The following is a 24,404-nucleotide window of genomic DNA, read 5'->3' as shown; positions in this document are numbered from 1 at the left end:
GCCACGCCTTGCAGACAGAGAGGTACTTCCCTCAAATTGCTCAGATGCAGCGGCCGCCATCGACCTCCAGCGCCACGCCGGTGATGAAGGCGGCTTCGTCGGATGCGAGCCACAGCGCAGCGTTGGCGATATCGAGCGGCGTCGACAGCCGGCCGAGCGGGATCGAGGCGCGGAACTTCTCGCGGATTTCGGGCGTGTCGGCGCCCATGAATTTCTCCAGCATGGCGGTTTCGCCGGCGACAGGGCAGAGACAGTTGACACGGATGTTCTTGGGCGCGAGTTCGACCGCCATCGACTTGGTGGCGGTGATCGCCCAGCCTTTCGAGGCATTGTACCAGGTGAGGCCCGGCCGCGGCCGCAGACCTGCGGTCGAAGCCGTGGTCAGGATGACGCCGCCGCCCTGCCGCTCCATGATCGGCACCACGGCAAGTGCGGCATGGTAGATCGCCTTCATGTTGACTGATGTGATCAGGTCGAAGGTCGCCTCGTCGACGTCGAGCATGTCGCCATTGCGATGGGTATAGCCGGCATTGTTGACCATGATGTCGATGCGGCCGAAGGCGTTTTTTGCGGCATAGACCATCTCGTCGAATTCGGAACGCTGCGAAACGTCGGTCTGGGTCCAGATCGCGGCCTCGCCGATGTCGGCGGCGACACGCTCCGCGCCCTTGGCGTTGAGGTCGGCGACGACGACCTTGGCACCCTCTTCGGCAAAGCGCCTGGCCATGCCTTCGCCGAAGCCCGCTGCCGCACCGGTGATGACGGCGACCTTGTTTTCCAGACGCATGCTTTTCCCGCTCATTCCAAGATCACCTCGCAAGCGCATTTCTCTCTTTGTTTTGATGCATGTCGTACTCTCAAAACCGGGGCCACTTTTGAGCGACATGCATTAGCTTTCGTCACATTCCCGCTCTATGTTGCAGGTGCGAAAAGCTCCCCGGGACCATACCTTGACGAAAAGCCTCCGGGTGGCAGCCAGTGTCAAGGCACATTTGGACCGAATCAATATGCAGTGATTGGTCCTTGATGTGACACCATGGCACTGGATAATTTAAATCGATTAGATTATATCCAGCCGCGTCACAGTGTGCGGCGTCAAAGCGGACAGACCATGACCAGCCAGATCATCCCCGTCGATCCCTTCGACTTCATCATCTTCGGCGGCACCGGCGACCTGTCGGAACGCAAGCTCCTGCCGTCGCTCTACCATCGCCAGCGCGACCATCAGTTTTCCGAGCCGACCCGCATCATCGGCACGTCGCGCTCGAAGATGAGCGACGAGGAATTCCAGGCTTTCGCCAGCCAAGCGATTTCCGAACACGTCAAGCCGGCCGATATCGACGCCAAGGAGCTGAAGACGTTCCTGGCGCGGCTGTCCTACGTGTCGGCCGACGCGACGACGGGCGCCGGCTTCGACAAGCTGAAAAAGGCGATCGGCGATAGCGACCGCGTCCGCGCCTTCTACTTGGCGGTAGCGCCGGCGCTGTTCGGCGACATCTCGCACCAGCTGAAAGCGCACAATCTGATCACGCCGAATTCGCGCATCGTGCTGGAAAAGCCGATCGGCCGCGACCTCGTTTCGGCGCGCAAGCTCAACGACCTGGTCGGCGACGACTTCCACGAAAGCCAGATCTTCCGCATCGACCACTATCTCGGCAAGGAGACGGTGCAGAACCTGATGGCGCTGCGCTTTGCCAATGCGCTTTACGAGCCGCTGTGGAACTCGGCGCATGTCGACCATGTGCAGATCACGGTCGCTGAGACCGTCGGGCTGGAAGACCGCGTCACCTATTACGACAAGGCCGGCGCGCTGCGCGACATGGTGCAGAACCATATGCTGCAACTGCTTTGCCTGGTTGCCATGGAGGCCCCGTCGTCGATGGATGCGGACGCCGTGCGCGACGAGAAGCTGAAGGTGCTGCGCGCGCTGAAGCGCATCAATGGCAATGAAGCGCCCAAGCACACCGTGCGCGGCCAGTATCGTGCCGGCGCCTCGGCCGGTGGCGCCGTCAAAGGCTATGTCGACGAGCTCGGCAAGGACAGCAACACCGAGACCTTCGTCGCCATCAAGGCCGAGATCGGCAACTGGCGCTGGGCCGGCGTTCCATTTTACCTCCGAACCGGCAAGCGTTTGGCGACCCGGGTCTCTGAAATCGTCATCGAGTTCAAGCCAATCCCGCATTCGATCTTCGGCGACAGCGCCGGACCGATCTTCGCCAACCAGTTGGTCATCCGGCTGCAGCCCGACGAAGGCGTCAAACAGTTCATCATGATCAAGGATCCGGGCCCGGGCGGCATGCGGCTGCGCCAGATCCCTCTCGACATGAGCTTCGCAACATCTTTCGACGGTCGCGCGCCCGATGCCTATGAACGGCTGATCATGGATGTCGTGCGCGGCAACCAGACGCTGTTCATGCGCCGCGACGAAGTCGAGGCGGCATGGAAGTGGATCGATCCGATCCAGAACGCCTGGGAAAGCGCCAGGCAGGAAGCGCAAGGCTATACGGCCGGCACATGGGGCCCCTCGGCCTCGATTGCGCTGATCGAACGCGACGGGCGGACATGGCACGAGAGCAATTGAGCGAGCCCGCCTACAGCTGGAACGGCTTTGCCGGGCGCCAGGACGTGGCGGCAGCCCTTGCCGGCAACGTCGCGGCGCGGCTGACCAAGGCCATCGACGAGCGCGGCACGGCTCTGCTTGCCGTTTCCGGCGGCACCACGCCGGCGAAATTCTTTACAGCGCTGTCGGCCATTCCGATCGCCTGGAACAAGGTGACGGTCACGCTGGTCGACGAACGGTTCGTGCCGGCCTCCTCGCCGCGCTCGAATGCCGGGCTGGTAGCCGCCAACCTGCTGCAGAACGCGGCGGCAGCCGCGCAATTCGTGCCGATGTATCACGAGGCCGCAAGCATCGAGACTGCCGCAGCGTCCGACGACATGGCACTCAAGGCACTGGCCTGGCCGCTCGACGTCGTCGTGCTCGGCATGGGCGGCGACGGCCACACCGCGTCGTTCTTTCCCGATGCAGATAACCTCAGCGACTTGCTCGATCCTGCTTCGCGCAGGATCGTGCTGCCGGTGCATGCACCGAGCGGCGGCGAGCCGCGGCTGACCCTATCGATGGCGCGCATCATCGCCGCCGGCTTCATCGCGCTGCATATTGAAGGCGAGGACAAGCGCACCGCCTTCGAGAATGCGATGGGACCGGGTGCGAAGAAGCCCATTCGCAAAGTGCTCGAAGCAGCCCCCATACCGGTAGAGGTGTTCTGGGCACCCTGATTTTCACGAAAAGCAGCCCCGGCAAACAGTGGGAGGACGTTTTCCGGGGCTCGAAAGGACCGACCATGACAGCCAGACGCGACATCGAAGCCATCACGGAACGCATCCGCCAGCGCTCGAAAGCCGGCCGCGAGCGCTATCTCGGGCGCATCGCCGAGGCCTCGAGCCGCACCGCCAACCGTTCGGTGTTGTCCTGCGGCAACCTCGCGCATGGCTTTGCCGTCTGCAGCCCGTCTGAAAAGCTGGCCCTCGGCGCCGACAAGGTGCCGAACCTCGGCATCATCACCTCCTACAACGATATGCTGTCGGCGCATCAGCCGTTCGAGACGTTTCCGGCGCTGATCAAGGATGCCGCGCGCGAAGTTGGCGGCATCGCGCAAGTGGCCGGCGGCGTGCCGGCCATGTGCGACGGCGTAACCCAGGGACAGCCGGGCATGGAGCTGTCGCTGTTCTCACGCGACGTGATCGCCATGGCCGCGGCAATCGGCCTGTCGCACAACATGTTCGACGCCGCCGTCTATCTCGGCGTCTGCGACAAGATCGTGCCGGGGCTGGTGATCGCGGCCCTCACCTTCGGCCATCTGCCGGCGGTGTTCGTGCCGGCCGGACCGATGACGACGGGCCTGCCCAATGATGAGAAGGCCAAGGTTCGCCAGCTCTATGCAGAGGGCAAGGCAGGACGCGCTGAATTGCTCGAGGCCGAGTCCAAATCCTATCATGGGCCGGGCACCTGCACCTTCTACGGCACCGCCAACTCCAACCAGATGCTGATGGAGATCATGGGCCTGCATACGCCCGGCGCCTCCTTCGTCAATCCGGGCACGCCGCTGCGCGACGCGCTGACGCGCGAGGCAACGAAGCGGGCGCTGGCGATCACCGCGCTGGGCAACGCCTACACGCCGGTCGGCCGCATGATCGACGAACGCTCTTTCGTCAACGGCGTGGTCGGCCTGCACGCCACCGGCGGCTCGACCAACCACACCATCCACCTCATCGCCATGGCGGCGGCAGCCGGCATCACGCTGACCTGGCAGGACATTTCCGACCTGTCGGAAGCGGTGCCGCTTCTGGCCCGTGTCTATCCGAACGGGCTCGCCGACGTGAACCATTTCCATGCCGCCGGCGGGCTTGGCTTCCTGATCCGCGAACTGCTCGACGAAGGCGTCCTGCATGAGGATGTGCAGACGGTGTGGGGCGAAGGCCTCCGGCCCTATGCGGTCGAGGCCAAGCTCGGCGAAGACGGCAGCGTGGTGCGCGAAGCCTCGCCGCTGCAGAGCGGCGACGAGAAAGTGCTGGCGCCGTTCGCCAAAGCCTTCCAGCCGACCGGCGGCCTGAAGGTGTTGGCCGGCAATCTCGGCCATGCCGTCATCAAGACCTCCGCCGTGAAGCCCGAACGCCGCGTCATCGAGGCGCCGGCCAAGGTGTTCGACAGTCAGCAAGGCCTCAACGAAGCCTTCAAGGCCGGCACGCTCACAGGTGACTTCATCGCCGTCATCCGCTTCCAGGGGCCGAAGGCCAACGGCATGCCGGAACTGCATAAGCTGACCACCGTGCTTGGCATACTGCAGGATCGCGGCCAGCGCGTCGCGCTGGTCACCGACGGGCGCATGTCGGGTGCTTCCGGCAAGGTGCCGGCGGCGATCCATGTGACGCCGGAAGCGGTCGAGGAAGGGCCTATCGCCCGGATCCATGACGGCGACATCATCCGGCTCGACGCCGACGCCGGCACGCTGGAAGTGCTGGTGCCTGGGCCTGAGCTCGCGCTGCGCCGCACGGCCGACATCGATCTCATCGGCAACGAGTTCGGCTTCGGCCGCGAGCTGTTCGCCGGTTTCCGCCAGCTGGTCGGCCGCGCCGATCATGGCGCCAGTGCTTTCGGCACGGCCTGACGCATTGTTGCCTCGTATATGAAAAAGGGCGGCTGGTGGCCGCCCTTTTTTGCATTCGTGCGAACGATCCTATTGCACCGTGAGCTCGGCTCGCTCGCCGGCCTTGACCGTTACGGTGCCTTCCTTCGAACTGTTGTCCGACTTCTCCGAGACGACTGCATAATCGCCGGCTGCTATCGCCGCCTGATACTTCTGGTCGTAGGCGTAGCCAAGTGACTTGCGATTGCCGTTGATGTCCTTCTTGGCCTCGAAAATCTCGATCTTCGATGCGCCGGGCGCGGTGATTGCCAATACACCTGCGTTCATGGCGACCTTCACATCGTCGAACTCGCCGACCTTGACGGTGAACGGCTGCTCGACGACGGCGAGGTCGACCGTCGTGATCAACACGTAGTCATCGGGCGGCAGATCGAACTTGCTGTCTGGACCATAGGCATAGGTCACTTCTTGCCGCGTTCCGTCGATCTTCTTTTTCGCCTTGAGCACCTTGAAGCCGATGCCGGAACCGTCGGCCTTGTCGCCGCCGGCGACATAGTAGGCATTGACAACGACATGTCCGACGCCGGCGATCATGTCCTTTTCCACGGTCTTGCCGGCAGCGAGCGGGATTGTTTCGCTTACCACGCCCTGCCCGATCGTGACTGTCACCTTCTCGTCGCCGGCCGGCAACACGACTTTCGTGGTTCCGTAATAGGTCGCCGGATTGTCAGCGCCCGGATAGTCGACCACGACAGCCGCGCCATCGACGACATCCGCCCCCGCGCTGGGACGCGGATGGATGATCAGCGTGCCAGCGTTCAGCGTGAACAATGGGCTGTAAACCTGGCCTGCCTCGATCTTGAGCTTTTGTTCGGTCTTGGCCTCGCCGTCACGCGCGACGATGATGTAGTCGCCCGGCTCCAGATTGCCCCTGTAGGCCCCGTATTCGGTGGTGACGTTGTCTCCACGCGTGCCGTCGGATTTTGCCTTGTAGATTTCCCAGGCATTGCCGTCGGTAACCGGATCACCGCCTTCTGCAAGCACCAAGGTCGGCAGTAGGTTGAATTCCGGCTTGGCCGGTTCGGGCGCCGGTGCCGGAGCAGGCGCCGGAGCGGGTTCAGGCGCTGGTGCTGGGGCCGCGACGGTTTCGACCAGCGCTTCCTGCAGCGCCTTCTCGTCCGAAGCCTGGATGTATTTTCCGCCGGTGTTGTCGGCCAGGCATGCGATCTGCTTGCCTTCGTCGGCGGTCAGGCCGAAGCCGACGACATCGGCGGTGAAGTCGACGCCCGACGCTTCCAGTTCCTTGCCCAGCGCGCACGGGTCACCTTGGCAGGTTTCAAGCCCGTCGGTGATGAGAACGACGGTCGCCTTGTCCTCGGTGTATTTCAAGGCTTCAGCCGCCTGCTTGACGGCAGCGGTCAGCGGCGTCTTGCCCAAAAATTTCAGGCTGTCGGCAGCGGCCGAAATGGCACTGGCCGAGCCGGCCTGCGGCGGCACGATCAGCTCGATGTCCTCGCAGCTGCCCTTCTCGCGATGGCCATAGGCCATGAAGCCGATCTCGTCGTCGGCCGGGACTGACTGCAGCACGGTTCTGAGCGATTCGCGCGCGATTTCGAGCTTCGGCTTGCCGTCTATCTGGGCCCACATCGAGCCTGAGGCGTCAAGAATGATGATGACCTTGTTCGCGGCAAAGCCGAGCGACGTCATCGACAAAAGGAGCAGCGCCGCAGCGACGCTCCGCAAAAGTCCCGCCATTGGAATCTCCTTGAGGCCGCCCTCTGGTCCGCGCCGGAAGCTATTTGACGGCGCGTTCGGACACAAGCCTAGAGCGTGTCACGAACGGTTGCAGTGTAACAGGGTTGGCGCCGGCCGAGACCTGTTCCGAGGCTGGCTCGGCGCCGCATCAGTAGGTGGTACGCCGCTCCTCCGAAGGCGGACGGCCGAACTGCAGCCGGTAGCTCTGCGCGAAATACGAGTGCGAGGTGAAGCCGGTGGCGATCGCCACATCGAGGATCGGCATATTGGTCTGGCGCAGCAATTCGCGCGCGCGCTCGAGCCTGAGCCGCATGTAATAGCGGCCGGGCGTCACGCTCAAATGGCGCAGGAACAGGCGCTCGACCTGGCGCACCGACAGGCCCGCCGACTTGGCAAGCTGCACCGCCGACAAAGGCTCGTCGAGATGGTCGGCCATCAGTTCGACGATACGCCTGAGCTTCTCCGACTTGCCGGTCAGGTCGCGTTCCGGCCCGACGCGCTGGCGGTCGCCGGCGGAGCGGATGCGCTCGTGCTGGAACTGGTTGGCGACGCCGTTGGCAAGGTTGGAGCCGAAATCGCCGCGCACGATCTCCAGCATCAGGTCGATCGAGGTAGTGCCGCCGGCACAGGTGTAGCGCTTGCGGTCGATCTCGAAGACGTTGCCGGTGCAGTTGATATCGGGAAAGCGCTCGACGAAGCCGGCGCGATTCTCCCAATGGATGGTGCAGCGATAGCCTTCGAGTTGGCCGGCTTCGGCCAGGAGATAAGAGCCGACCGACAGCGCGCCGAGCGCGTTGCCGCGCCGGCCCCAGCTGCGCAGCGCCGCCAGCACCTTGCTCTTGCCGGGGAACTCGATCGACAAGCCCACCGACACGAACAGGATGTCGACCGGCGGCAAGTCGGCGACGGCATAGTCGATCTTGAGCGGCAGACCGTTGGAGGCCATGACCGGGTCACCGTCGGCCGAGACCGTGGTCCAGCCGTAAAAATCGCGGCCGAGCAGGCGGTTGGCCGAGCGGAAAGTGTCGATTGCCGCGGCCAGCGAAAACATCGAAAACTTGTCGACCAGCAGGAACGCGAATTGCCGGCCGCCTTGAACGGGATCATCCATGACCGGCCGTTCAGAGGGAACAATGGGGTTCGGCAAAGAAGCTGCTTTCTCGGTCAGAAGGAAGGCCGCTTCAAGCCGGCCGCAAGGTATGCTGAGGCTAACGTATTGGCCATCAGCATGGCAATGGTCATCGGTCCGACACCGCCGGGCACCGGGGTGATGGCGCCAGCGGCCTTCGCCGCCTCGGCATAGGCGACATCGCCGACGAGGCGGGTTTTGCCTTCGCCCTTCTCGGGTGCCGGAATGCGGTTGATCCCGACATCGATCACCGTGGCGCCCGGCTTGACCCAATCGCCCTTGACCATTTCTGGCCGGCCGACGGCCGCCACCAATATGTCGGCGGTGCGGGCCAGCGCCGGCAGGTCCTTGGTGCGGCTGTGGGCGATGGTGACTGTACAATTGGCGGCAAGCAGCAAATTGGCCATCGGCTTGCCGACGATGTTGGAGCGGCCGACGACCACCGCGTTGAGGCCGGAAAGATCCTTGCCGCGCACGCGTTCGATCAGCAGCATCGAGCCTGCCGGCGTGCAAGGCACGAAGGCGGTTTCGAGTTCGCCGGTGCCGAGTTTGCCGACATTGATGAAGTGGAAGCCGTCGACATCCTTTTGCGGCGCGATGGCCTGAATGATCTTGCCGGCATCGATATGGGCGGGAAGCGGCAGCTGCACCAGGATGCCGTTGACGGCCGGATCGGCGTTGAGCTCGCCGATGATCTTCAGCAGTGCTTCTTCGGACGTGTCGGCCGGCAGCGTGTGCTGGAGCGAATGAAAGCCGCATTCCTTGGCGGTGCGCGACTTGGAGGCGACATAGACCTGGCTTGCCGGATCCTCGCCGACAATGACCACCGCCAGGCCGGGCTTGGCCTTGCCCTTGGCGATCAAGTCCGCGGTCAAGGTCTTGACCTTCTGAGCCACGTCTTCGGCGACGCTCTTTCCGTCAATCACTTCGGCCATGAACCATCCTCGATATCATTCCAGCCAAGGCGCGCCGCGCGCCCTGAACGTTGTTTCGCGCATGTCGTTGTTCCAAACGTTCCGCCCGTTCGGGTCAAGCCCGACGGCAGCGCTTTTTGAGCGCCATGCTGCGCGGCATTTTCACGAAATTTCGCTTGGGCAATCCCGTCAAAGCGCCGTCAGATGCCGTAAACTCGAAACCGGCCGCTTTTATTCCGTGCCGGCGGGCTCAGAGCGGCTCATCCTTTCACGCAAAGGCTGAACCGCTCTATTTCTTGTTTTGACGCAATTCCCAAGGGAACGCGCGCTACGCGCTTTTCCCGGGAAAACCGTTTCACACTTTTCCTGGAATTGCTCAGAAATAGCGGCGGCGCGAACGGTTTTCGGTGAGTTCGCGCACCGCCTCGCGAAATTCGCGCAGGCCGGCGCGAATATCGTCGATTTGCGCCTGCTGGCCGTCCGGCGCCGCCCCCGCGGTCTGCGTAGAAGGCCACAGCTCGGACGCTGCGGGCATCGGCTGCTGCGAATAGGCGTAGTCGGCCGGCTGAGCGGGCTGCGAGGCAGGGTACTGCTCATAGGGATTGGCGTGCGGAGCCTCGTGTCGGAAGTCCGGCTGACGATAGCCGGCAGGCTCCTGCATCGGTCTTGTGCGCTCGGCGATGGCCGGCGCGGCTGGTTGGGCGTGGCCTGTCTTGGCGGGTCTTTCCAGCGGCGCCTCGCCGCCTGGCATGGCTTTGCGGACGGCCGAAAGCATCCCGCCGAACAGACCTGGGTTCCGGGTGGGAGCCGTCTCGACCGGCTGCACCGGAGGTGCTGCAGGTGCAGGCAGCGGCGCGCGATAGACCTTGTCTTCGACCGGTGGCCGGCGCTCGTCCATCCGGCCGCTCGAGCGCGAATTGGCGGCGTCGCGCAGGCTTGCAAAGGCGCCGCGCATCGCACCTAGGCCGATGCCGGAAGCAAGGCCGAGCAGCAGGCCGGCCAGCGCTATTACAGCCCGCGACGGTCCGTTGGGTTCGAGTGGCGGTTGCGCTTCGGTCAGCACGTTGATGTTGGTGGTGTTGATTTTTACCTGTTCGCCGGTCTGCTTGGCGCGCAGAAGATATTGTTCATAGACAGAGCGCTTGGCAGTGGCATCACGCTCATATTCGCGCAAGGTGACCAGGTCGCTGTTGACGTCGCCGCTCTGCACCTTTGCCTGGGCCAGGCGGGAAGCGAGATCCTGTTCAAGCTGGACCGAGCGCTTCAAGTCGACCTGCAGCGACGAGGCGATGCGGCGCAGTTCGCCGGCGATGCGCTCGCGTGAGCCGTCGAGCTGGGCATTGAGCGCCTGGTATTCGGGATGACGCGGCCCCAGACGCACGGCGGCGCGGTCGGCCTCCTGCTTCAAAGCTGCATATTGCGCGCGCAGTTCGCTCATCGTGTTGGAATTGATTTCTTCCGGCAAGGTGCCGTTGATAACCGAATTGACGTCCAGCGAACGCGCCGACGCGGCACGGGCATTGAGTTCCAGCGTGCGGGCCCGGGTGACGGAGAGCTGCTCGTTGAGCTTCAGCATCTGGTCGTCGCTGATCAGATGACCCTGCGCGTCGACGAGATCGTGCGTGGCCCTGAAATCCTCGACCTTGCGCTCGGCCGTCTCGACATCCTTGCGCAGGTCATCGAGCTTGGCCGTCAGCTGGTCCGTCGCGCGTCCGGCCATCCCGAACTGGTATTGGGCCGCCTCCTGCTGGAAAACGTCCCTCGTCGTGTTGGCGATCTCCGCCGACTTGTCGGCACTTTGGGTGGTGGCGCTGATGGAAACGACAAAGCTCTTGCCGCTGCGTTCGACCGACAGGCTCTTGGCCAGATTGCCAACCGCCAGCGCCTGGCGGCGCACTTCGCCGGCACCGCCAGGTCCATCCTGGCGCGACAGTATCGAGCGGATGAGCGACATGACGCCAAGGCCACCGGGCCCCTGTCCGTTGAACTCCGGATCGTCGACGAGATTGAGATCGGCGACGACCTTGTCGAGGACCTTGCCGGACGTCACCATCTTGATACGGGTTTCGACAACGGCCAGCGCCGCGTCGGGCTGCCCGACAGGTTGGGTGAGATCGTTGTCGGACAGCTTCAGGTCACCTGGCTCGATGACCATCTGCGTGGTGGCTTCGTATTTCTTCGGCGTCGAGACGGCAACGGCAACGCCAAGCACCGTCCCCAGTATCGTCGTCGAGACGATCAACAGCTTGGACCGGGTGATGCCGCGGACGACCTGTAACGGATCGATCAGCGGCTTCCATTGCTGATCGTCGTCATCGTCGCGGTCCGGCCGCTGCTCGTCGGCATAGCGGGGCTCATAAGCGGGTTGCGAACGGTAGGCTTCGAACCGGGTAGCCTCGTCACGCGGTCTAAAGTCAGACGCCTCGCCCGAAACGGGTTCGCGGTCGGCTCGTGGCGGCTCGGGCGGTGACGCTGGCGCGGGATTCGACCGCGCCTCGCGCTGCGAGCGGGCGATCCGGTGACGCGTGGCGGCGTCCTCGCGCCATGACGGGTCGGCCCGGTCGCCGATCGAAACCGGCGACGCATCCGCTGCCTCGTCGCCGCGCACAGCTTTGCCAAGCGCCAAGAGGGAGCGCTCGCGCCTCCAGTCTTCACGGTTTTCCCTGTCGACCATTGTCTCGAAACTTTACCCTTGGCGGCTTGGGAGCGGCGGTCGGCCAATCGTTAAGCCACGCTAAACAGGCATGGGAAACAAAAGGTTAATTTCCTTGGTCCGAAGCCGAAGTTTCTCGCTTCTGCCGCACATTGTCGAGGGCGTAAAAGGATGGTCAGAACCGCACGTTAAACTTTCCAGCCTATGGCTTTCCTCGACATGATGCAGGCCAGCGACACACCGCAAAGGCGGACACTCGCCCGGATCGGTACCTTCGTGGCCGAACGACGGGAGCTGGTCCGCGACTATCTCTCTGCGATCAGTGGCGCCGGCGGGCGGCTGGTGTTCTCGCTCGCCTATTTCATCGCACTCGCCAACACGCTGTCGATCGCCGAGTTCGGCATGTTCGCCACCGCCTCGGCGGCCGGCGTCATGCTGTCGCGCATCCTTGCCTTCGGTTTCATCTCGGCGCTTTACCGGACCGCCACCATCCGACCCAACCTGATCGGCACCTTCACAGCCGGCTTCCTCTTGCTTGGCGCCGTGTCGTTGCCGTTGCTGGCGGCGGCCTCCTACGTCGTCTACCTGATTTTCTTCGCCAGCACCGTGCCGCTGGCCGTCTTTGCCGCAATCGTCTTTGCCGAGGCACTTTTGTGGCGGCCGGTCGAGGTGGTGCTGATCGTCAACAATGGGCTCGGCAAATTCGGCCGCGCCGCCGTGCTTTCGATCGTGACCACGGCGTTCCGCGCGCTCGGCGCGGTGCTGTTCATGCTTTCGGGTCAGCACAGCGTCTGGGTGTGGTCGTTGTTCTATATCGGCGCCAACGCTGCCTCGCTGTTGCTCGCCTTCGGCTTCTATTATCCACGCCAGCGGCTCAGGCTGCGCACCGAACTCTACCTCAGGCGGCTTGCCGATTCGATCTATGTCGCCGGCGCCGAAGTGCTGTTCTATCTGCAGTCGGAATTCGACAAGCTGCTCGTGCTGGCGATCGGCGGGCCGCACCTGGCCGGCATCTATGCCATCATCATGCGGCTGGTCGATCTGACGGCAATCCCGATCCGCACCTTCTCGATGATGCTGGTGCAGCGGATGATGCGGGCGCCGGAACTGTTGTCGCGACTGCGGGTCAAGAGCGGCATCGAAGCCGGCGTGTTCCTGGTGTCGACATTGGCGCTGGCGGCACTCGGCATCGTGCTGCATTTCTTCCCCAATGCGTTGGGCCGGAACGTCGCCGAGGCAGCACCGCTGGTGGCATTGGCGATCGGCGTGCCGGGACTGCGCAACCTGGTCGAATACCAGGCCGAGCTTTTGTTCGCGCGCGGGCAGACCGCGATCCGCGCCCTTAATCTCGGCCTGCTGGCCGGGCTGAAGGCGGTGCTGTTGACCTATGTGCTGACCACGATTGCCGACACGCCCACGCTGGTGCTGTCGCTCAATGTCGTGTTCCTGCTGCTCTATCTCGCCTCGGCGCTGCTGACTTATTCAGCGATGCGCAAGCCGGCAAAAGCTATTTAGTCCAGCCCGATCAGGCGGCGGATGCGGCCGATATCGGTGCCGATGAAGGATTGCATGCCGATTGCCACCTGTTCGGGCGCCATGGCGGCGACGAAGCTTCGAAATTCGCCGTCCGACAGCGCCTCGCCGGTCCAGTGCACGCGGCAGAATTCTTCCGGGCCGTGGAAATGGCCGGCGCCTTGCAGCACATCGTCGACATAGCGGCCATAGATCATGCATTCGGAGAATCGGCGTGCCGAACCGATGACCTCGACCCAGCCGCGCGCATGCACCTTCTCGATCTCGGCACACATCGCCGTCACGGTCTGCCGGCGCCAGGCAATCAGCGTCGAAATATAGTCGTGGGTCGAAACTTCGGATGGATCGATGCCAAGCGCCGAGCCCGCATTGCGCGACCAGATGCGGTGCTCGTCGTGACCCTCGCTCGACAGCACGCCGTCGCGCCGGAACAGCCGCACCTTGCCGTCGCGCCAGAAGGCGTTCAGATCGAACGGTTTGACGAACGCGACGTCGGAATCACAGAAGACCAGCACGTCTTCCCCAGCATGCCCAGCGATGGCGATGCGGCGCAGCTGCTGCACATGCCAGCCGCGCAGCGGCTGGGTCTTGAAGCTGAGCCAGAGGCGGCGGCGAAACAGGCTCATCGGATCGTCGAACACGCGCAGCCAGCGCGGCAGCAGATCGCGTTCGTCGACGACGGTGCGGCGGCTGTTTTCCAATTGGCGAAACAGCGCCACGTCGCGATGCTCAACCAATATGTAGTGATGCGCCACGCCGGAGACATGGCGGTCGAGGGTCTCGCACAGCAGACGGCAGCGCTCGAAATCCGGCGCATAGCTGGCGGTCACCACCGCCGCTGTCGGCGTCTGCGGCAGGACGCCCGTGTCGGCGGCGGCATCAGGCACGAAGCGGCTGTTCACCGCAGCTCTCCGGCAGGCCTGGTTCGATGCGAGAATTTCTGCCTGACGACACGCCACAGGAACAAGGGATTGCCGACGACGTAACGGCGCCACAGCCGGCCCGGCTCGATGCACAGGCGGAACAGCCATTCGAGCCTCAACTGGCGCATCCACAGCGGCGCCCGCGGCACGGAGCCGGAGAGGAAATCGAGCAGCGCGCCGACGGCGATCGGCAGCGTGCAGTGGCGAGCATCGATATGGCGGGCGATCCACAATTCCTGGCGCGGCACGCCCATGGCGACAAGCAGCACGTCGGGCCGCAACGCCTCGATGCGGTCGACGATTGCCTGCTCTTCGGCGGGCGAGAAATAGCCGTCATGGATGACGACGAATTTGTGCTGCACCGCCAGCGCAGCCAGCTTGATCGACGCCGCCTCGGCGTTGGCGCGGGTGGCGCCAAGCAGCCCGACGGTCAGCGGCCTTGCCGATGCCTGCAGAAAGGCCGGAATGAAATCCGTGCCGTTGAGATTGTCCGGGAATGGTGCGCCGTAGAGCAGCTTTGCCGCCAGATCGACGCCGACGCCGTCGGGCAGGATGAGGAAATCGTCGAGCGCTTCGGCAAAGACCGGATCGGTATAGGCGATGTTGGCATTGTGAGCGTTGAGGAAACTGATCTTGGTGAAGCGCCGCTCGGCAATCAGCCGGGCCAGCAGCGCGATCGCGTCATCCCAGCGGATGGCGAGGACCGAAATGCCGAGGATCATCTTCAGCGTATCGAGCCCAAGGGCGGCGCGGGCGGTGTGCATGTTCATGCAAACACCTCCTGCCCGACCGGCCCGAGCCTTTCCAGGCCGAGCCTGATCGCGGCGTCGAGTGCCTTCATTTGACTGCGATGGAATGCGGTGCCGTCGACATCCCTGACATCGGCCGCCGCCGCTTCCAGCGCGCCGGCGAAGGCGGCCGGATCATCCGACACCACGCAATTGGGCGGGCGATGGTCGATGCCGCGCAGCGAGCGGCTGGTGGCGACCGACGGCAGGCCAAGCTCGAAGGTTTCGATGGTCTTGAGCTGCACGCCGCTGCCGGCGGTGCTGATCAGCGGAATGACGGCGGCGGCGCGCACGAAAGCCTGCGCGTCGGGCACGCGGCCGACGAACTCGACACCGGGATGCGCGGAGGTGATGTCGGACGGCATGTTCCCGGCGATCCTGATGCGAAAGTCCCGGCGAAGATGCGGCACGACCTTTTCCAGGAACCAGTCGAGGCCGATTCGGTTCGGCTGCCAGGTCCAGGTGCCGATCAGCGCCGCGTCGCAATCGATGATGCGCGGCTTTACCGGCTTCGGCGCCGTGGCGGTGGTCACCAGCGGCAGCACCGCCGAGCGGTCATCGGAGGCAACACCCAGTGCGGCGCGGTCTTCCTCGGCCAGCGTGAAGATGAAGCGGGCCCGGCGGCAGAGCCGCTCTTCCATGGTCTTGAGGAGCCTCGCCTCGCGGGCAAACAGCAGGCGCTGGAAGCGACTGTTTGCTGCGGCCGCATTCTCCCTGGCCGAAGCATGTTCGACATTGTGGGCGACGAAGATCGATGGGCGGTCGGCGAACAGTTTTTCAAAGGCGCCAGCGAACTGCACGGAATTCAGGACACAGCCGTCGAAGGGGCCGGCACGTTCGATGGCGGCGCGGACTTCGCTGTCGGAAACCGCGCGCAGCTTCACGGAAGCGAAGGTGAGTCCTGACAGCATCGCCTTGCCGAGCCAGGCGAGCTTCCGCATCGCCGATGCGCTTTCCGTGCGCACATCGACGGCGCCGAGCACGATTGTGTTTTCGGGGTCGCTTGCCGCCTTGCCCGGCCAAATAAAGCCGATGACGGTGACGCGCACGCCGGCGCGCCGCAAGGCGGCGATGATCGCAGCGTTGGCGATCTCATAGCCCGAAGCGAGTGCGCCGTCGGGCACGATCGATGTGGCGAACAGCAGATGCATCTCACCTATCCAGGCGTCAGCCACTATCAAAGCTGGGTGAACCCTTGATTAAGTCACGCAACGCAACGGATGAAAGGCACCGATCAGCAGGCTCGCTGCGAAAGGTGATTAACGAAACGTTATCATCGCGGTGCTATCGGAAGCCAGATTTAATACATGCGGCTGGAGCGGATGATCCCTTTGCCATCGGACGGTTCGGTATCGATCGCGGGACGCTCTCCGGGGCTCGCCGCCGACACCATTGAAGCCGTCGTCACGCTGCCGACTTTCAAGCGGCCGCAACTGCTCCTGGAAACGCTGGCGTCGCTCAAGGCGCAAACGACTGCCAGGCGTTTTGCCGTCATCGTCATCGAAAACGAAGCCGATGCGCGTGAAGGCGCCAAGGCGGCAGTGCCGCTGTTCGAGCGCGGCGATATGACGGGCATGGTCATCATCGCGCATGAGCGCGGCAACTGCAGCGCCTACAATGCCGGCTGGCAAACCGCGATCCTGCATTTTCCGGACTTCAGGCATTTGCTGGTCATCGACGATGACGAGATCGCCGACGCCGACTGGCTGGAGCGGATGTGCAATGCGTCGGAGACACTCGGCGCCGACATTGTCGGCGGGCCGCAAGTACCGGTGTTTGCCGATCCGGCCCATGCGAAATGGGCCGAGCACCCGGTGTTTGCGCCGCCCTATCGCGAAACTGGCCGTGTTGCGGCGCTCTATTCCTCGGGCAATCTTCTGGTCGGGCGCAACGTGCTCACCACCATGGGGCCGCCCTTCCTCGACCTCCGCTTCAATTTCATGGGTGGCGGCGATTCCGACTTTCTCAGCCGGTCGGCGCAGAAAGGGTTCGTGCTTGGCTGGTGCGCCGAGGCCAAGGTGCGCGAAGGCGTCCCGGCCAGGCGCGTCGAGGCTGACTGGATCCGTGCCCGATCCTTGCGCAACGGCGTGATCTCGACACTGGTCGAGAAGAAGAAACGCGCCGGCACACCGTTGGCCGGGGTTAAGGTTTTTGCTAAAAGCTTGGCGCTTCTTGCCGCCTCGCCGCTGCGCGGTGCAGTCAAGCTGGCGCGAACAGGCTCCCCGTCGACAGCGCTTTATCCCGTCTATGTCGCGCTCGGCCGCGTGCTTGCCGAATTCGGATACGCCAATGAGCAATACAGGCAGCCTGAGAAGAACTGACGAGCTGCTGCTGGGCGGCATCGTCACCCGCGACGGCGTGGCGACGGCGATTGCCGCGCTGTTGTTTGCCGTCATCATCGTGTCGTTCCGGCCGTTTCAGCCGGCAGGTGCGGAACTGACCGGCGACGGAGGCGACATCGTCAACCAGCTCGGCTTCAGTTCGCTCGGCGCCATTTCGATCTTCTCACTGCTGACGTTCGCAGACCCCAAGGTGGTGCGCTCGTTGCTCAGCCCGTCCTGGATCTTGATGCTCGGCTTTTTCATGCTTTCGGTGGTCAACGCGACCGACCCGTCCTCGGCGATGCGCGCGGCCTTCTTCACGCTGCTCGGTATTTTGACGATAGCGACGGTCCTGGTGCTGCCGCGCGACGCCGACAGTTTTTCGAAAGTCATCATCTTCACCGCCATCGTCGTTATCGGCCTGTCCTATATCGGCCTCATCGTTTTTCCGCATGAAGCCCTGCACACGGCGGACTCGCAGGAGCCCGAGCATGCCGGCCTGTGGCGCGGCGTCTTCGCTCACAAGAACATCGCCGGCCCTGTCATGGCCTGCTTCAGCTTCGCCGGGCTCTATCTCTTCCGGCGTGGGCAGCGGTTCTGGGGCGCGGCGATCTTCGGCGCGGCGATGGTCTTCATGCTGCACACCGGCTCCAAGACGACGGCGGGTCTGGTGCCGTTCTCGATCCTGATCGTGGTGCTGCCCGGCCTGATCGGAATGCGGTTCGGCACGCCGATCCTGTTTGCGCTGGCGATCATCGCCACGGCGGTCGGCACGCTCGGCATCGTCTTCATCCCACCGGTCAAGGAGCTGGCGGCAACCTACTTCCCCGACCTCACCTATACAGGGCGCACGACGCTGTGGGAGTTCTCGGGTGAGATGCTGGCGAAGAAGCCGTGGACCGGCTACGGCTATGAAAGTTTTTGGGGCACGCCGCTGCTGCTCAGCCAGGACCAGCCTTTCGACCGGCCCTGGGACATCAGGACCATCGTGCACGGCCATGACGGCTATCTCGACATCGCCGTGCTGATGGGCATTCCGGCGCTTTGTGTGGCCGTCTACACCTTCCTGATCGCGCCGCTGCGCGACTACATGCGCATCCCGCCGCGCAAGGAGAACATCTATCTCGGTGATTTCTTCATGATGGTGGTGCTGTTCACGGCGCTGAACGCCTTTCTCGAAAGCTTCTTTTTTCATCGCGGCGACCCGGTCTGGCTGTTCTTCGTGCTCGGCGTGCTTGGCCTGAGGCAAGTGTCGCTGCGGCCGATCGCGGTGCGCCGGCGACCTTGACCGGCTGGCCTGATCCAGCCAGCCTTGAGGGTCTTCCCCGCCCGTCGGTGAGCGTTTAAGGAGAAGCCTGTCTCGGAGGCTCTCAATGACGATCAGGCTTGTTCTCGCCGGCTGCGGCAATATGGGTTACGCCATGCTGGCGGGCTGGCTGAAATCCGGCAAGCTTGCGCCGCATGCCGTGTTCGTGGTCGAGCCCAATGCCGAGTTGCGCAAGCGCGCCGAGCATCTTGGCTGCGGTGTCGCCGAGGATGCCAACGGCATCCCGGTCGATGCTGAGCCCGACCTCGTCGTCATCGCCGTGAAGCCGCAAGTGATCCGCGACGTCACCGCTGCCTACAAGCGTTTCGCCGATGGCAGGACCACCTTCGTCAGCATCGCTGCCGGCACGCCGGTCGCCACGTTCGAGCACATCCTCGGCCATCTCGCGCCGGTCATCCGCTGCATGCCGAACACGCCGGCCGCGATCGGCAAAGGCATGATGGTGGTCTATTCCAACCCGCTGGTGACCGACGATGTCAGGCGTTTCGTCGCCGAGCTGCTGTCGGCGAGCGGGGTGGTGACGACGATCGACGATGAAGGCCTGATGGATGCGGTGACCGCGGTTTCGGGTTCCGGTCCGGCCTACATCTTCCACTTCATCGAGGCGCTGACGGTCGCCGCCGAGAAGGCCGGTCTGCCGACCGAGACCGCCAGGCTGCTGGCCATGCAGACCGTCTATGGCGCCGCCGCGCTCGCCGCCGAAAGCGGCGAGGATCCCGGCGTGCTGCGCCAGCAGGTCACCAGCCCCAACGGCACGACCGCCGCAGCACTTGCGGTGCTGATGGGCCAAGACCGGCTGACGAAGCTGCTGACCGAGGCGGTGGAAGCGGCGCGGCTCAGGTCGGTGGAACTGGGGAAGTAGACTTCAGCCCCCGTAAAGCATCTCATCCTGCAGCTTGCGCAGGGCGTACAGCCTTGTCGTCTGGTCGGGCGTGGCATTGTCCGTGGTCAGCAATTCGCCCTTCCTGACCGGTTTCAGCACCTTGCCACCCTCGAGCAAGCCGACCGGCACGGCGCGGTGGGCGCGCGCCTCTTCAGCGGTCATGGTCCAGGAACGGTAGCAGGTCTCGCCAATGGCATCGAACGTTTCGCCCACGGCGAGATCGCGCTTGGCGACCGCGCAGACTTCGGCGACCGGCTTCGGCAGCGGCACCATGTCGGGCCGGCCATAGAGCATGATGCGCGCCGCGGTCAGCGGCACTTCCAGCGATGTCAAATGATAGGGCCGGAAGAAGCTGTAATAGGGGCCGTGGCCGATATGCAGATCGTCCATGCGCTCGACGATGCGCGGATGCGTGGCCTCGACGATGACGAAGACGCCGGGCGCCACGCCCTTGCCGATCGTGTAATCAACGACGCCCTTCTTCGACAGGATGCCACCATCGGCGCGTGGAATGAGCACCTTTGCCAGCTGGTCGCGGTCGGCCTTGGGGCCGTGCATGCCAGGCACATCGGGCACCAGTCCGGTGGCGTTGGCGATGGCGCACATCTCGACCATGGTTTTCGAGCCGTCTACGAACTCGACCAGCATGCGCGGGTTCATGTTGCGGCGGATAGCTTCCTCGCGATAGTCGTCCGGCACGGCATCGTGGTTGAGCGGGTTGTTCTTGCCCTTGCCAGCCGAGACGATGGTGTAGCCGAGTGCCGAGGCGAACTCGATCAGCTCCATGCAGCTCGACGGCTCGTCGCCGGCGCCGACCGAATAGACGACACCGAGCCGGTCGGCCTGCTGCTTGAGATAACAGCCGATGGTGACATCGGCCTCGACGTTCATCATCACCAGATGCTTGCCATGCTCCATTGCCTTGAGGTCGAAGTCTGCGGCGACACCGGGCTTTCCCGTGGCGTCGATGACGACGTCGATCAGCGGATTGGTGACCAGCGTCTCGTTCGAGGTGATGGCGATTTTCCCCGACTCGATCGCGGTGGTGACTTTCGATGCCGTGTCGGCCTCGACCGCCATCGCTTCGTCGCCGTAGGCGATGCGGATGGCGTCACGCGCGGTGTGCGGGCGGCGCGTCGAGATGGCGCAGATCGAAATGCCCGGCATCAGCATGCCTTGCGTGACCAGATCGGTGCCCATTTCGCCGGAGCCGATGACGCCGATGCGCACCGGCTTGCCCTCGGCGGCGCGCCTGGCGAGATCGCGGGCCAGTCCGGTCAGGGCAACATTGGTCATGCAAGCGTGTCCACGGCTTCTTGATTTGCAGGCGGGAATAGCAGGGAACGACCCTGCTTTGCCAACGAAACCGGCGGACAGTGGCAATTTCTCCGACAATACGCCCCGTCGAGCAGGAACAGGTGCGGCGTCACACCACCCTGACGTAGCTCGTCATGCCTGATTTCTGATGCTCGATAATGTGGCAGTGCAGCAGCCAGTCGCCGGGATTGTCGGCGACGAAGCCGAGCTGCACCTTCTCATTGGGCTGAATGAGATAGGTGTCGGAGATTGCCGGCTGCACCTGGCGCGTCGATGACGACAGCACCTTGAAGCTCATGCCGTGCAGATGGATCGGATGCGATTGCGGCGTCAGATTCTCCATGTCGATGACATAGCTTTTGCCGAGCTTCAACTCGGCCAAGGGTGCGGTCGGGTCCGGCGTGTCGCCGGGCCACGGCACCTTGTTGATGGCCCAGAAACTGTAGCCGAGCGGGCCGCATATGCTATCGCTCGGCACGTTTTCGGCCGTGGCGCTGAGCGAGAGCGCAATATGCCTGGCGCTGGTGAGGTCCACCTCTGCCACCGGATTGGCTTCCAGCGGCGCGAGGTCGTGCAGGTCCCGCTTGAGCGAGCTGCCGGTGCTGCGCAAGGTGGCGAGCGTCTTGGGCTTGGTGCCCCTGACATCGCCCAGATTGACGATGGCGCCCTCCTGGTCGGGCATGCGAATGGCGAGGTCTATGCGCTGTCCCGGTCCAAGCAGCAAGGCATCGGGCGAAAAACGTTGCGGCACCGGATTGCCGTCGAGCGCGATGACCGCGGCCTCGGCGCCCTCGACGCGAAAGGCGTAGATGCGGGTGACGTCGGTGATGGCGACGCGCAGGCGCACCAACCCGCCGGCCGGCGCGTCGAATTGCGGCTGGTCGAGCCAGTTGGCGGTGCGCACCGTGCCATAGGTTCCGGTTTTTGCGGCATCGCGCGGGCGGAACTGCTGGATGAACTGGGCGTCGTCCCCGAGCCGCCAGTCGCGCAGATTGACGACCGCCTCGGCGTCGAATTTCGGATCGTTGGGATTCTCGACCACGATCACGCCGGTCAGGCCGTGGCCCATCTGCTCCAGCGTGTTGCAATGCGGGTGATACCAGAAGGTGCCGGCATCGGGCGGCGTGAAGGCGTAGTCGAAATGATCGCCGGTGTAGACGTAGGGCTGAACCAGGAAGGGGACGCCGTCCATCTTGTTTGGAACGCGAATGCCGTGCCAGTGGATGGTCGTCGGATCGTCGATGGCGTTGACGAGGCGCGCGGCGAAAGGCTCGCCCTTTTTCATCCTGAGCACCGGCGGCATTCCGCCTTCACCATAAGTCAGCACGTCCCGGGTCTCGCCGACATCCATGAACTTCGCCTGAACCTTTGCCGTCTTGAGCACCACCGGCTCCGGAACGGCCGCGGCCCAGCCGCCGAGCCTGGCCATCGCCGCAAGACCGACCCCGCCGACGCCGGCTACCGCGGCTGTTTTTAGAAGCCTGCGGCGGGTGAGTACGGTCATCTAGCGCTCCAACTGAACATAGTCGCGCAAGTGTCCTGGATGGTGACGGCAACCGGCGCAAGTGCCGATACTGCCACATCGCTTCCCTGTCATGCCATGGCGAGCCGATGACATTTGCTTGCGCTATAGCGTTAATGCTGGCGTCACGACCATTCGTCCGCCCGCTGGAGCGCGGCACTCCAGTTTCAGTGCAGTTCGGCGAGCAGCGCCTGCGCTTCGGCGACGTTCTTTTCCGAACCGGCGGCGAGATCGTCCATCTTCTTGTCGCGGAAGATGCCGAGCGCCTCCTGACAAGCGGCGATGGCTTCCTCGGCCATCGCTTTGTCCTTGCGGGCCGCGCCCAGATCGACCAGCACGTGATGCGCACGGCGCCGGCTGGCTTTCAGCTTGCGAGCGGATACTGTTCAGCATGGCCGCCGGATAATGCAATTCAGGCTTGACGGCTTTCTTAGGGGAGGGTTTGCAATGACAACGGATTACACGCCGAAATTCGACCTTGCCGGCAAGGTGGTGCTGGTCACCGGGGCCTCACGCGGCATTGGCCGCGCCTGTGCGCTGGCCTGCGCCGGCTCTGGCGCCGACATGATCGTGGGCGTGCGCAGCAAGGCCGACGGGGCCGAGCTTGTCGCCGAGATCGAGCGCATCGGCCGGCGAGCGCTTGCCGTGCATATGGATGCGACCGATCTTGCCACCGTGCGAAAGGCGGTCGCCGAGGCGCATACCGCCTTCGGCCGCATCGACGTTCTGGTCAACAATGTCGGGCTCGGGCCGGAAAACCTGGCCGAGAACGTCACCGAGGACGATTTCGACCTGACGGTCAACGTCAACCTCAAGGGCACCTTCTTCACCACCCAGGCGGTGGCAAAGCTGATGATTGCGCAGAAAGGTGGGCGCATCATCAACATCAGCTCGCAGGCTGGCACGGTGACGCTGAAGGGCGAGGCCATCTACTGCATGAGCAAGGCGGCGATAAACCATCTGACCCGCTGCCTGGCCGCCGAATGGGCGCAGCACGGCATCGCCGTCAACAGCGTGGCGCCGACCTTCATCTGGACTGATGGCACGCGCCCCTCGCTGGCCGAGCCGGAGTTTCATGCGCATGTGCTCGGCCACATTCCGCTCGGCCGCATCGGCGACCCGATCGACGTCGCCGGAACCGTGGTGTTCCTGGCTTCGCCGGCGGCATCGCTGATCACCGGCGCCAACATCCTGGTCGATGGTGGCTGGTCGGTGGCGTGAGCCGCCGGCGCTGTGTCTCCAAAGCGGCTCATCGTTTCTGAGAAACGGCGAGCCGCTTTACGAAACGAAGTCACCCCGGTCTTACGACCCTGACAGGCGTCACGGTCGAATGGCTTTGCCCGACGCTGTCCGGGCCTTTAATGTTATCCATGACACGAAGCGCGGTATTGTTACGGGTATAATGTGGATCGCATCTATTTGACCGAAGATGCGGCCGGCGCCGACGCCAGGCCGTGGCAGAGCATCGCCGACGGCCTTGCCGGCGACTGGACGGTCCGCCGCACGATGATCGATTTCCTTGCCGGTGCGACATACAATTTCACCGGCAACGCCGTGGTGACCGCGGATGCATTCACCGAGCGCGGCGTCATACAAATCGGCGCTCATGCGATGCCGGCGAGCCGGGCCTACCGGCTTGAGCGGCGCGACCGTTCGATCCGGATTCTTCGTGCCGACGGCAGCGACTTCATCGAGCTCGAGCCAAAGGCAACACAGATCGTCCAGCATCATTGCGGCGCCGATGTCTATGCCGGGCGCTTCGTGTTTCGTGGCCCCGACGAATGGGCCGAGGCGTGGCGGGTCAAAGGGCCGCGCAAGAACTACGCGAGCCTCAGCCGGTTTCGTCGCCTAGATGCCGGGGATGTTGAGCGGACGAAACCTCTTCCAGGTAATTGATCAAGACCCGGACTGTCGCAGGCAGGAATTTCCGACTGAGATAGATTGCATAGAGGCTGAAGCCGGTCATGCTCCAGCCTTCCAGGATCGGTACCAGTCGGCCTGGATCACGAATGGCTGTTCTGGGACAACCAGGACCTGATGAACCAGCTTGGCCTAGGCAAGTAGATTACGAGGTCATGACCGCGTAGATCCAGCCGGAAAGGCCCCATGCGTCGAGTTGAACGTCCCTCAAGAAACCCCGGCTCTGCCGGGGTTTCGCTTAATGGAAAACAGACAGGCCTGCCGCCGTTCGG

General features: G+C 63.8%; 20 protein-coding genes. 9 read left to right on the top strand and 11 right to left on the bottom strand.

The features are described 5' to 3' along the window. Positions 1-40: 40 nt before the first annotated feature. Positions 41-787 (bottom strand): SDR family oxidoreductase, encoded by a 747-nt coding sequence (locus AC1D1N_RS23455; protein WP_352558744.1) that lies wholly within the window; start codon positions 785-787, stop codon positions 41-43. Between the two features lie 324 nt (positions 788-1,111). Between AC1D1N_RS23455 and zwf the strand changes: the two genes are divergently transcribed. From zwf to edd, 3 genes are all read left to right on the top strand, one after another. Beyond that, positions 1,112-2,581 carry a glucose-6-phosphate dehydrogenase gene (gene zwf, locus AC1D1N_RS23450; protein ID WP_112561949.1) on the top strand — a complete coding sequence of 490 codons (1,470 nt, stop codon included), beginning with the start codon at positions 1,112-1,114 and terminating at the stop codon, positions 2,579-2,581. After that, positions 2,563-3,279, top strand: coding sequence for a 6-phosphogluconolactonase (gene pgl / locus AC1D1N_RS23445; protein ID WP_477351355.1), 717 nt, complete (start codon positions 2,563-2,565; stop codon positions 3,277-3,279). Before zwf ends, pgl begins: the two co-directional genes overlap by 19 nt. 65 nt (positions 3,280-3,344) lie before the next feature. Continuing rightward, the gene (gene edd, locus AC1D1N_RS23440) at positions 3,345-5,168 is read left to right on the top strand and encodes a phosphogluconate dehydratase (RefSeq protein WP_477351353.1); all 1,824 of its coding nucleotides are present in this window, start codon (positions 3,345-3,347) and stop codon (positions 5,166-5,168) included. Positions 5,169-5,237: 69 nt separating this feature from the next. Here the strand turns inward: edd and AC1D1N_RS23435 are convergent, their stop codons facing one another. The 4 genes from AC1D1N_RS23435 to AC1D1N_RS23420 all read right to left on the bottom strand — a co-directional run bounded on the left by AC1D1N_RS23435 (position 5,238) and on the right by AC1D1N_RS23420 (position 11,619). Next, complete coding sequence (locus AC1D1N_RS23435; RefSeq protein WP_436258305.1) at positions 5,238-6,902, bottom strand: vWA domain-containing protein; 1,665 nt, start codon at positions 6,900-6,902, stop codon at positions 5,238-5,240. 148 nt (positions 6,903-7,050) lie between these two features. Beyond that, positions 7,051-8,013 carry a GlxA family transcriptional regulator gene (locus AC1D1N_RS23430; RefSeq protein WP_112561945.1) on the bottom strand — a complete coding sequence of 321 codons (963 nt, stop codon included), beginning with the start codon at positions 8,011-8,013 and terminating at the stop codon, positions 7,051-7,053. A 53-nt stretch (positions 8,014-8,066) separates the two neighbouring features. Next, positions 8,067-8,966 carry a bifunctional methylenetetrahydrofolate dehydrogenase/methenyltetrahydrofolate cyclohydrolase FolD gene (folD, locus tag AC1D1N_RS23425; RefSeq protein ID WP_477351351.1) on the bottom strand — a complete coding sequence of 300 codons (900 nt, stop codon included), beginning with the start codon at positions 8,964-8,966 and terminating at the stop codon, positions 8,067-8,069. Positions 8,967-9,321: 355 nt separating this feature from the next. Continuing rightward, positions 9,322-11,619, bottom strand: a complete 2,298-nt coding sequence (locus tag AC1D1N_RS23420; RefSeq protein ID WP_477351349.1) for a GumC family protein — start codon at positions 11,617-11,619, stop codon at positions 9,322-9,324. A gap of 198 nt (positions 11,620-11,817) precedes the next feature. Between AC1D1N_RS23420 and AC1D1N_RS23415 the strand changes: the two genes are divergently transcribed. Continuing rightward, complete coding sequence (locus AC1D1N_RS23415; RefSeq protein WP_477351348.1) at positions 11,818-13,113, top strand: lipopolysaccharide biosynthesis protein; 1,296 nt, start codon at positions 11,818-11,820, stop codon at positions 13,111-13,113. Here the strand turns inward: AC1D1N_RS23415 and AC1D1N_RS23410 are convergent. From AC1D1N_RS23410 to AC1D1N_RS23400, 3 genes are read right to left on the bottom strand one after another with little or no spacing between them, the layout of a single operon-like run. Then, positions 13,110-14,033 carry a DUF6492 family protein gene (locus AC1D1N_RS23410; protein ID WP_477351346.1) on the bottom strand — a complete coding sequence of 308 codons (924 nt, stop codon included), beginning with the start codon at positions 14,031-14,033 and terminating at the stop codon, positions 13,110-13,112. The genes AC1D1N_RS23415 and AC1D1N_RS23410 overlap by 4 nt on opposite strands. After that, positions 14,030-14,824, bottom strand: coding sequence for a WecB/TagA/CpsF family glycosyltransferase (locus tag AC1D1N_RS23405; RefSeq protein ID WP_477351344.1), 795 nt, complete (start codon positions 14,822-14,824; stop codon positions 14,030-14,032). The genes AC1D1N_RS23410 and AC1D1N_RS23405 overlap by 4 nt, the downstream gene beginning before the upstream one ends. After that, positions 14,821-15,993 (bottom strand): glycosyltransferase, encoded by a 1,173-nt coding sequence (locus tag AC1D1N_RS23400; RefSeq protein WP_477351342.1) that lies wholly within the window; start codon positions 15,991-15,993, stop codon positions 14,821-14,823. The genes AC1D1N_RS23405 and AC1D1N_RS23400 overlap by 4 nt, the downstream gene beginning before the upstream one ends. A gap of 171 nt (positions 15,994-16,164) precedes the next feature. On the opposite strand from AC1D1N_RS23400, the gene AC1D1N_RS23395 reads away from it, so the two are divergent. From AC1D1N_RS23395 to proC, 3 genes are all read left to right on the top strand, one after another. Then, positions 16,165-17,163 (top strand): glycosyltransferase family 2 protein, encoded by a 999-nt coding sequence (locus tag AC1D1N_RS23395; RefSeq protein ID WP_477351340.1) that lies wholly within the window; start codon positions 16,165-16,167, stop codon positions 17,161-17,163. Next, positions 17,132-18,451 carry an O-antigen ligase family protein gene (locus AC1D1N_RS23390; RefSeq protein WP_436258297.1) on the top strand — a complete coding sequence of 440 codons (1,320 nt, stop codon included), beginning with the start codon at positions 17,132-17,134 and terminating at the stop codon, positions 18,449-18,451. Before AC1D1N_RS23395 ends, AC1D1N_RS23390 begins: the two co-directional genes overlap by 32 nt. An 85-nt stretch (positions 18,452-18,536) precedes the next feature. After that, positions 18,537-19,352, top strand: coding sequence for a pyrroline-5-carboxylate reductase (gene proC, locus AC1D1N_RS23385; RefSeq protein ID WP_477351338.1), 816 nt, complete (start codon positions 18,537-18,539; stop codon positions 19,350-19,352). Between the two features lie 3 nt (positions 19,353-19,355). Here the strand turns inward: proC and AC1D1N_RS23380 are convergent, their stop codons facing one another. The 3 genes from AC1D1N_RS23380 to AC1D1N_RS23370 all read right to left on the bottom strand — a co-directional run bounded on the left by AC1D1N_RS23380 (position 19,356) and on the right by AC1D1N_RS23370 (position 22,550). Then, the gene (locus tag AC1D1N_RS23380; protein WP_477351336.1) at positions 19,356-20,669 is read right to left on the bottom strand and encodes an NAD(P)H-dependent oxidoreductase; all 1,314 of its coding nucleotides are present in this window, start codon (positions 20,667-20,669) and stop codon (positions 19,356-19,358) included. A gap of 130 nt (positions 20,670-20,799) precedes the next feature. After that, positions 20,800-22,194, bottom strand: a complete 1,395-nt coding sequence (locus AC1D1N_RS23375) for a multicopper oxidase family protein (RefSeq protein WP_477351334.1) — start codon at positions 22,192-22,194, stop codon at positions 20,800-20,802. Positions 22,195-22,379: 185 nt separating this feature from the next. Next, positions 22,380-22,550 carry a hypothetical protein gene (locus AC1D1N_RS23370; protein ID WP_477351333.1) on the bottom strand — a complete coding sequence of 57 codons (171 nt, stop codon included), beginning with the start codon at positions 22,548-22,550 and terminating at the stop codon, positions 22,380-22,382. 109 nt (positions 22,551-22,659) lie between these two features. On the opposite strand from AC1D1N_RS23370, the gene AC1D1N_RS23365 reads away from it, so the two are divergent. After that, positions 22,660-23,433 carry an SDR family NAD(P)-dependent oxidoreductase gene (locus tag AC1D1N_RS23365; protein ID WP_352592857.1) on the top strand — a complete coding sequence of 258 codons (774 nt, stop codon included), beginning with the start codon at positions 22,660-22,662 and terminating at the stop codon, positions 23,431-23,433. 183 nt (positions 23,434-23,616) lie between these two features. Next, positions 23,617-24,108, top strand: a complete 492-nt coding sequence (locus AC1D1N_RS23360) for a DUF6314 family protein (RefSeq protein WP_477351330.1) — start codon at positions 23,617-23,619, stop codon at positions 24,106-24,108. Positions 24,109-24,404 lie beyond the last annotated feature (296 nt).

Source organism: Mesorhizobium sp. P2_B5, from assembly GCF_056404775.1.
Note: the sequence above shows the minus strand (reverse complement) of the source record. Positions and strands in the feature narration are given on the sequence as shown.

Coding starts and splice junctions, on each gene's coding strand:
- AC1D1N_RS23455 (WP_352558744.1), bottom strand. CDS start 787: ATGCGTCTGGAAAACAAGGTCGCCGTCATCACCGGTGCGGCAGCGGGC.
- zwf (WP_112561949.1), top strand. CDS start 1,112: ATGACCAGCCAGATCATCCCCGTCGATCCCTTCGACTTCATCATCTTC.
- pgl (WP_477351355.1), top strand. CDS start 2,563: ATGGCACGAGAGCAATTGAGCGAGCCCGCCTACAGCTGGAACGGCTTT.
- edd (WP_477351353.1), top strand. CDS start 3,345: ATGACAGCCAGACGCGACATCGAAGCCATCACGGAACGCATCCGCCAG.
- AC1D1N_RS23435 (WP_436258305.1), bottom strand. CDS start 6,902: ATGGCGGGACTTTTGCGGAGCGTCGCTGCGGCGCTGCTCCTTTTGTCG.
- AC1D1N_RS23430 (WP_112561945.1), bottom strand. CDS start 8,013: ATGGATGATCCCGTTCAAGGCGGCCGGCAATTCGCGTTCCTGCTGGTC.
- folD (WP_477351351.1), bottom strand. CDS start 8,966: ATGGCCGAAGTGATTGACGGAAAGAGCGTCGCCGAAGACGTGGCTCAG.
- AC1D1N_RS23420 (WP_477351349.1), bottom strand. CDS start 11,619: ATGGTCGACAGGGAAAACCGTGAAGACTGGAGGCGCGAGCGCTCCCTC.
- AC1D1N_RS23415 (WP_477351348.1), top strand. CDS start 11,818: ATGATGCAGGCCAGCGACACACCGCAAAGGCGGACACTCGCCCGGATC.
- AC1D1N_RS23405 (WP_477351344.1), bottom strand. CDS start 14,824: ATGAACATGCACACCGCCCGCGCCGCCCTTGGGCTCGATACGCTGAAG.
- AC1D1N_RS23400 (WP_477351342.1), bottom strand. CDS start 15,993: ATGCATCTGCTGTTCGCCACATCGATCGTGCCCGACGGCGCACTCGCT.
- AC1D1N_RS23395 (WP_477351340.1), top strand. CDS start 16,165: ATGATCCCTTTGCCATCGGACGGTTCGGTATCGATCGCGGGACGCTCT.
- AC1D1N_RS23390 (WP_436258297.1), top strand. CDS start 17,132: ATGAGCAATACAGGCAGCCTGAGAAGAACTGACGAGCTGCTGCTGGGC.
- proC (WP_477351338.1), top strand. CDS start 18,537: ATGACGATCAGGCTTGTTCTCGCCGGCTGCGGCAATATGGGTTACGCC.
- AC1D1N_RS23380 (WP_477351336.1), bottom strand. CDS start 20,669: ATGACCAATGTTGCCCTGACCGGACTGGCCCGCGATCTCGCCAGGCGC.
- AC1D1N_RS23375 (WP_477351334.1), bottom strand. CDS start 22,194: ATGACCGTACTCACCCGCCGCAGGCTTCTAAAAACAGCCGCGGTAGCC.
- AC1D1N_RS23365 (WP_352592857.1), top strand. CDS start 22,660: ATGACAACGGATTACACGCCGAAATTCGACCTTGCCGGCAAGGTGGTG.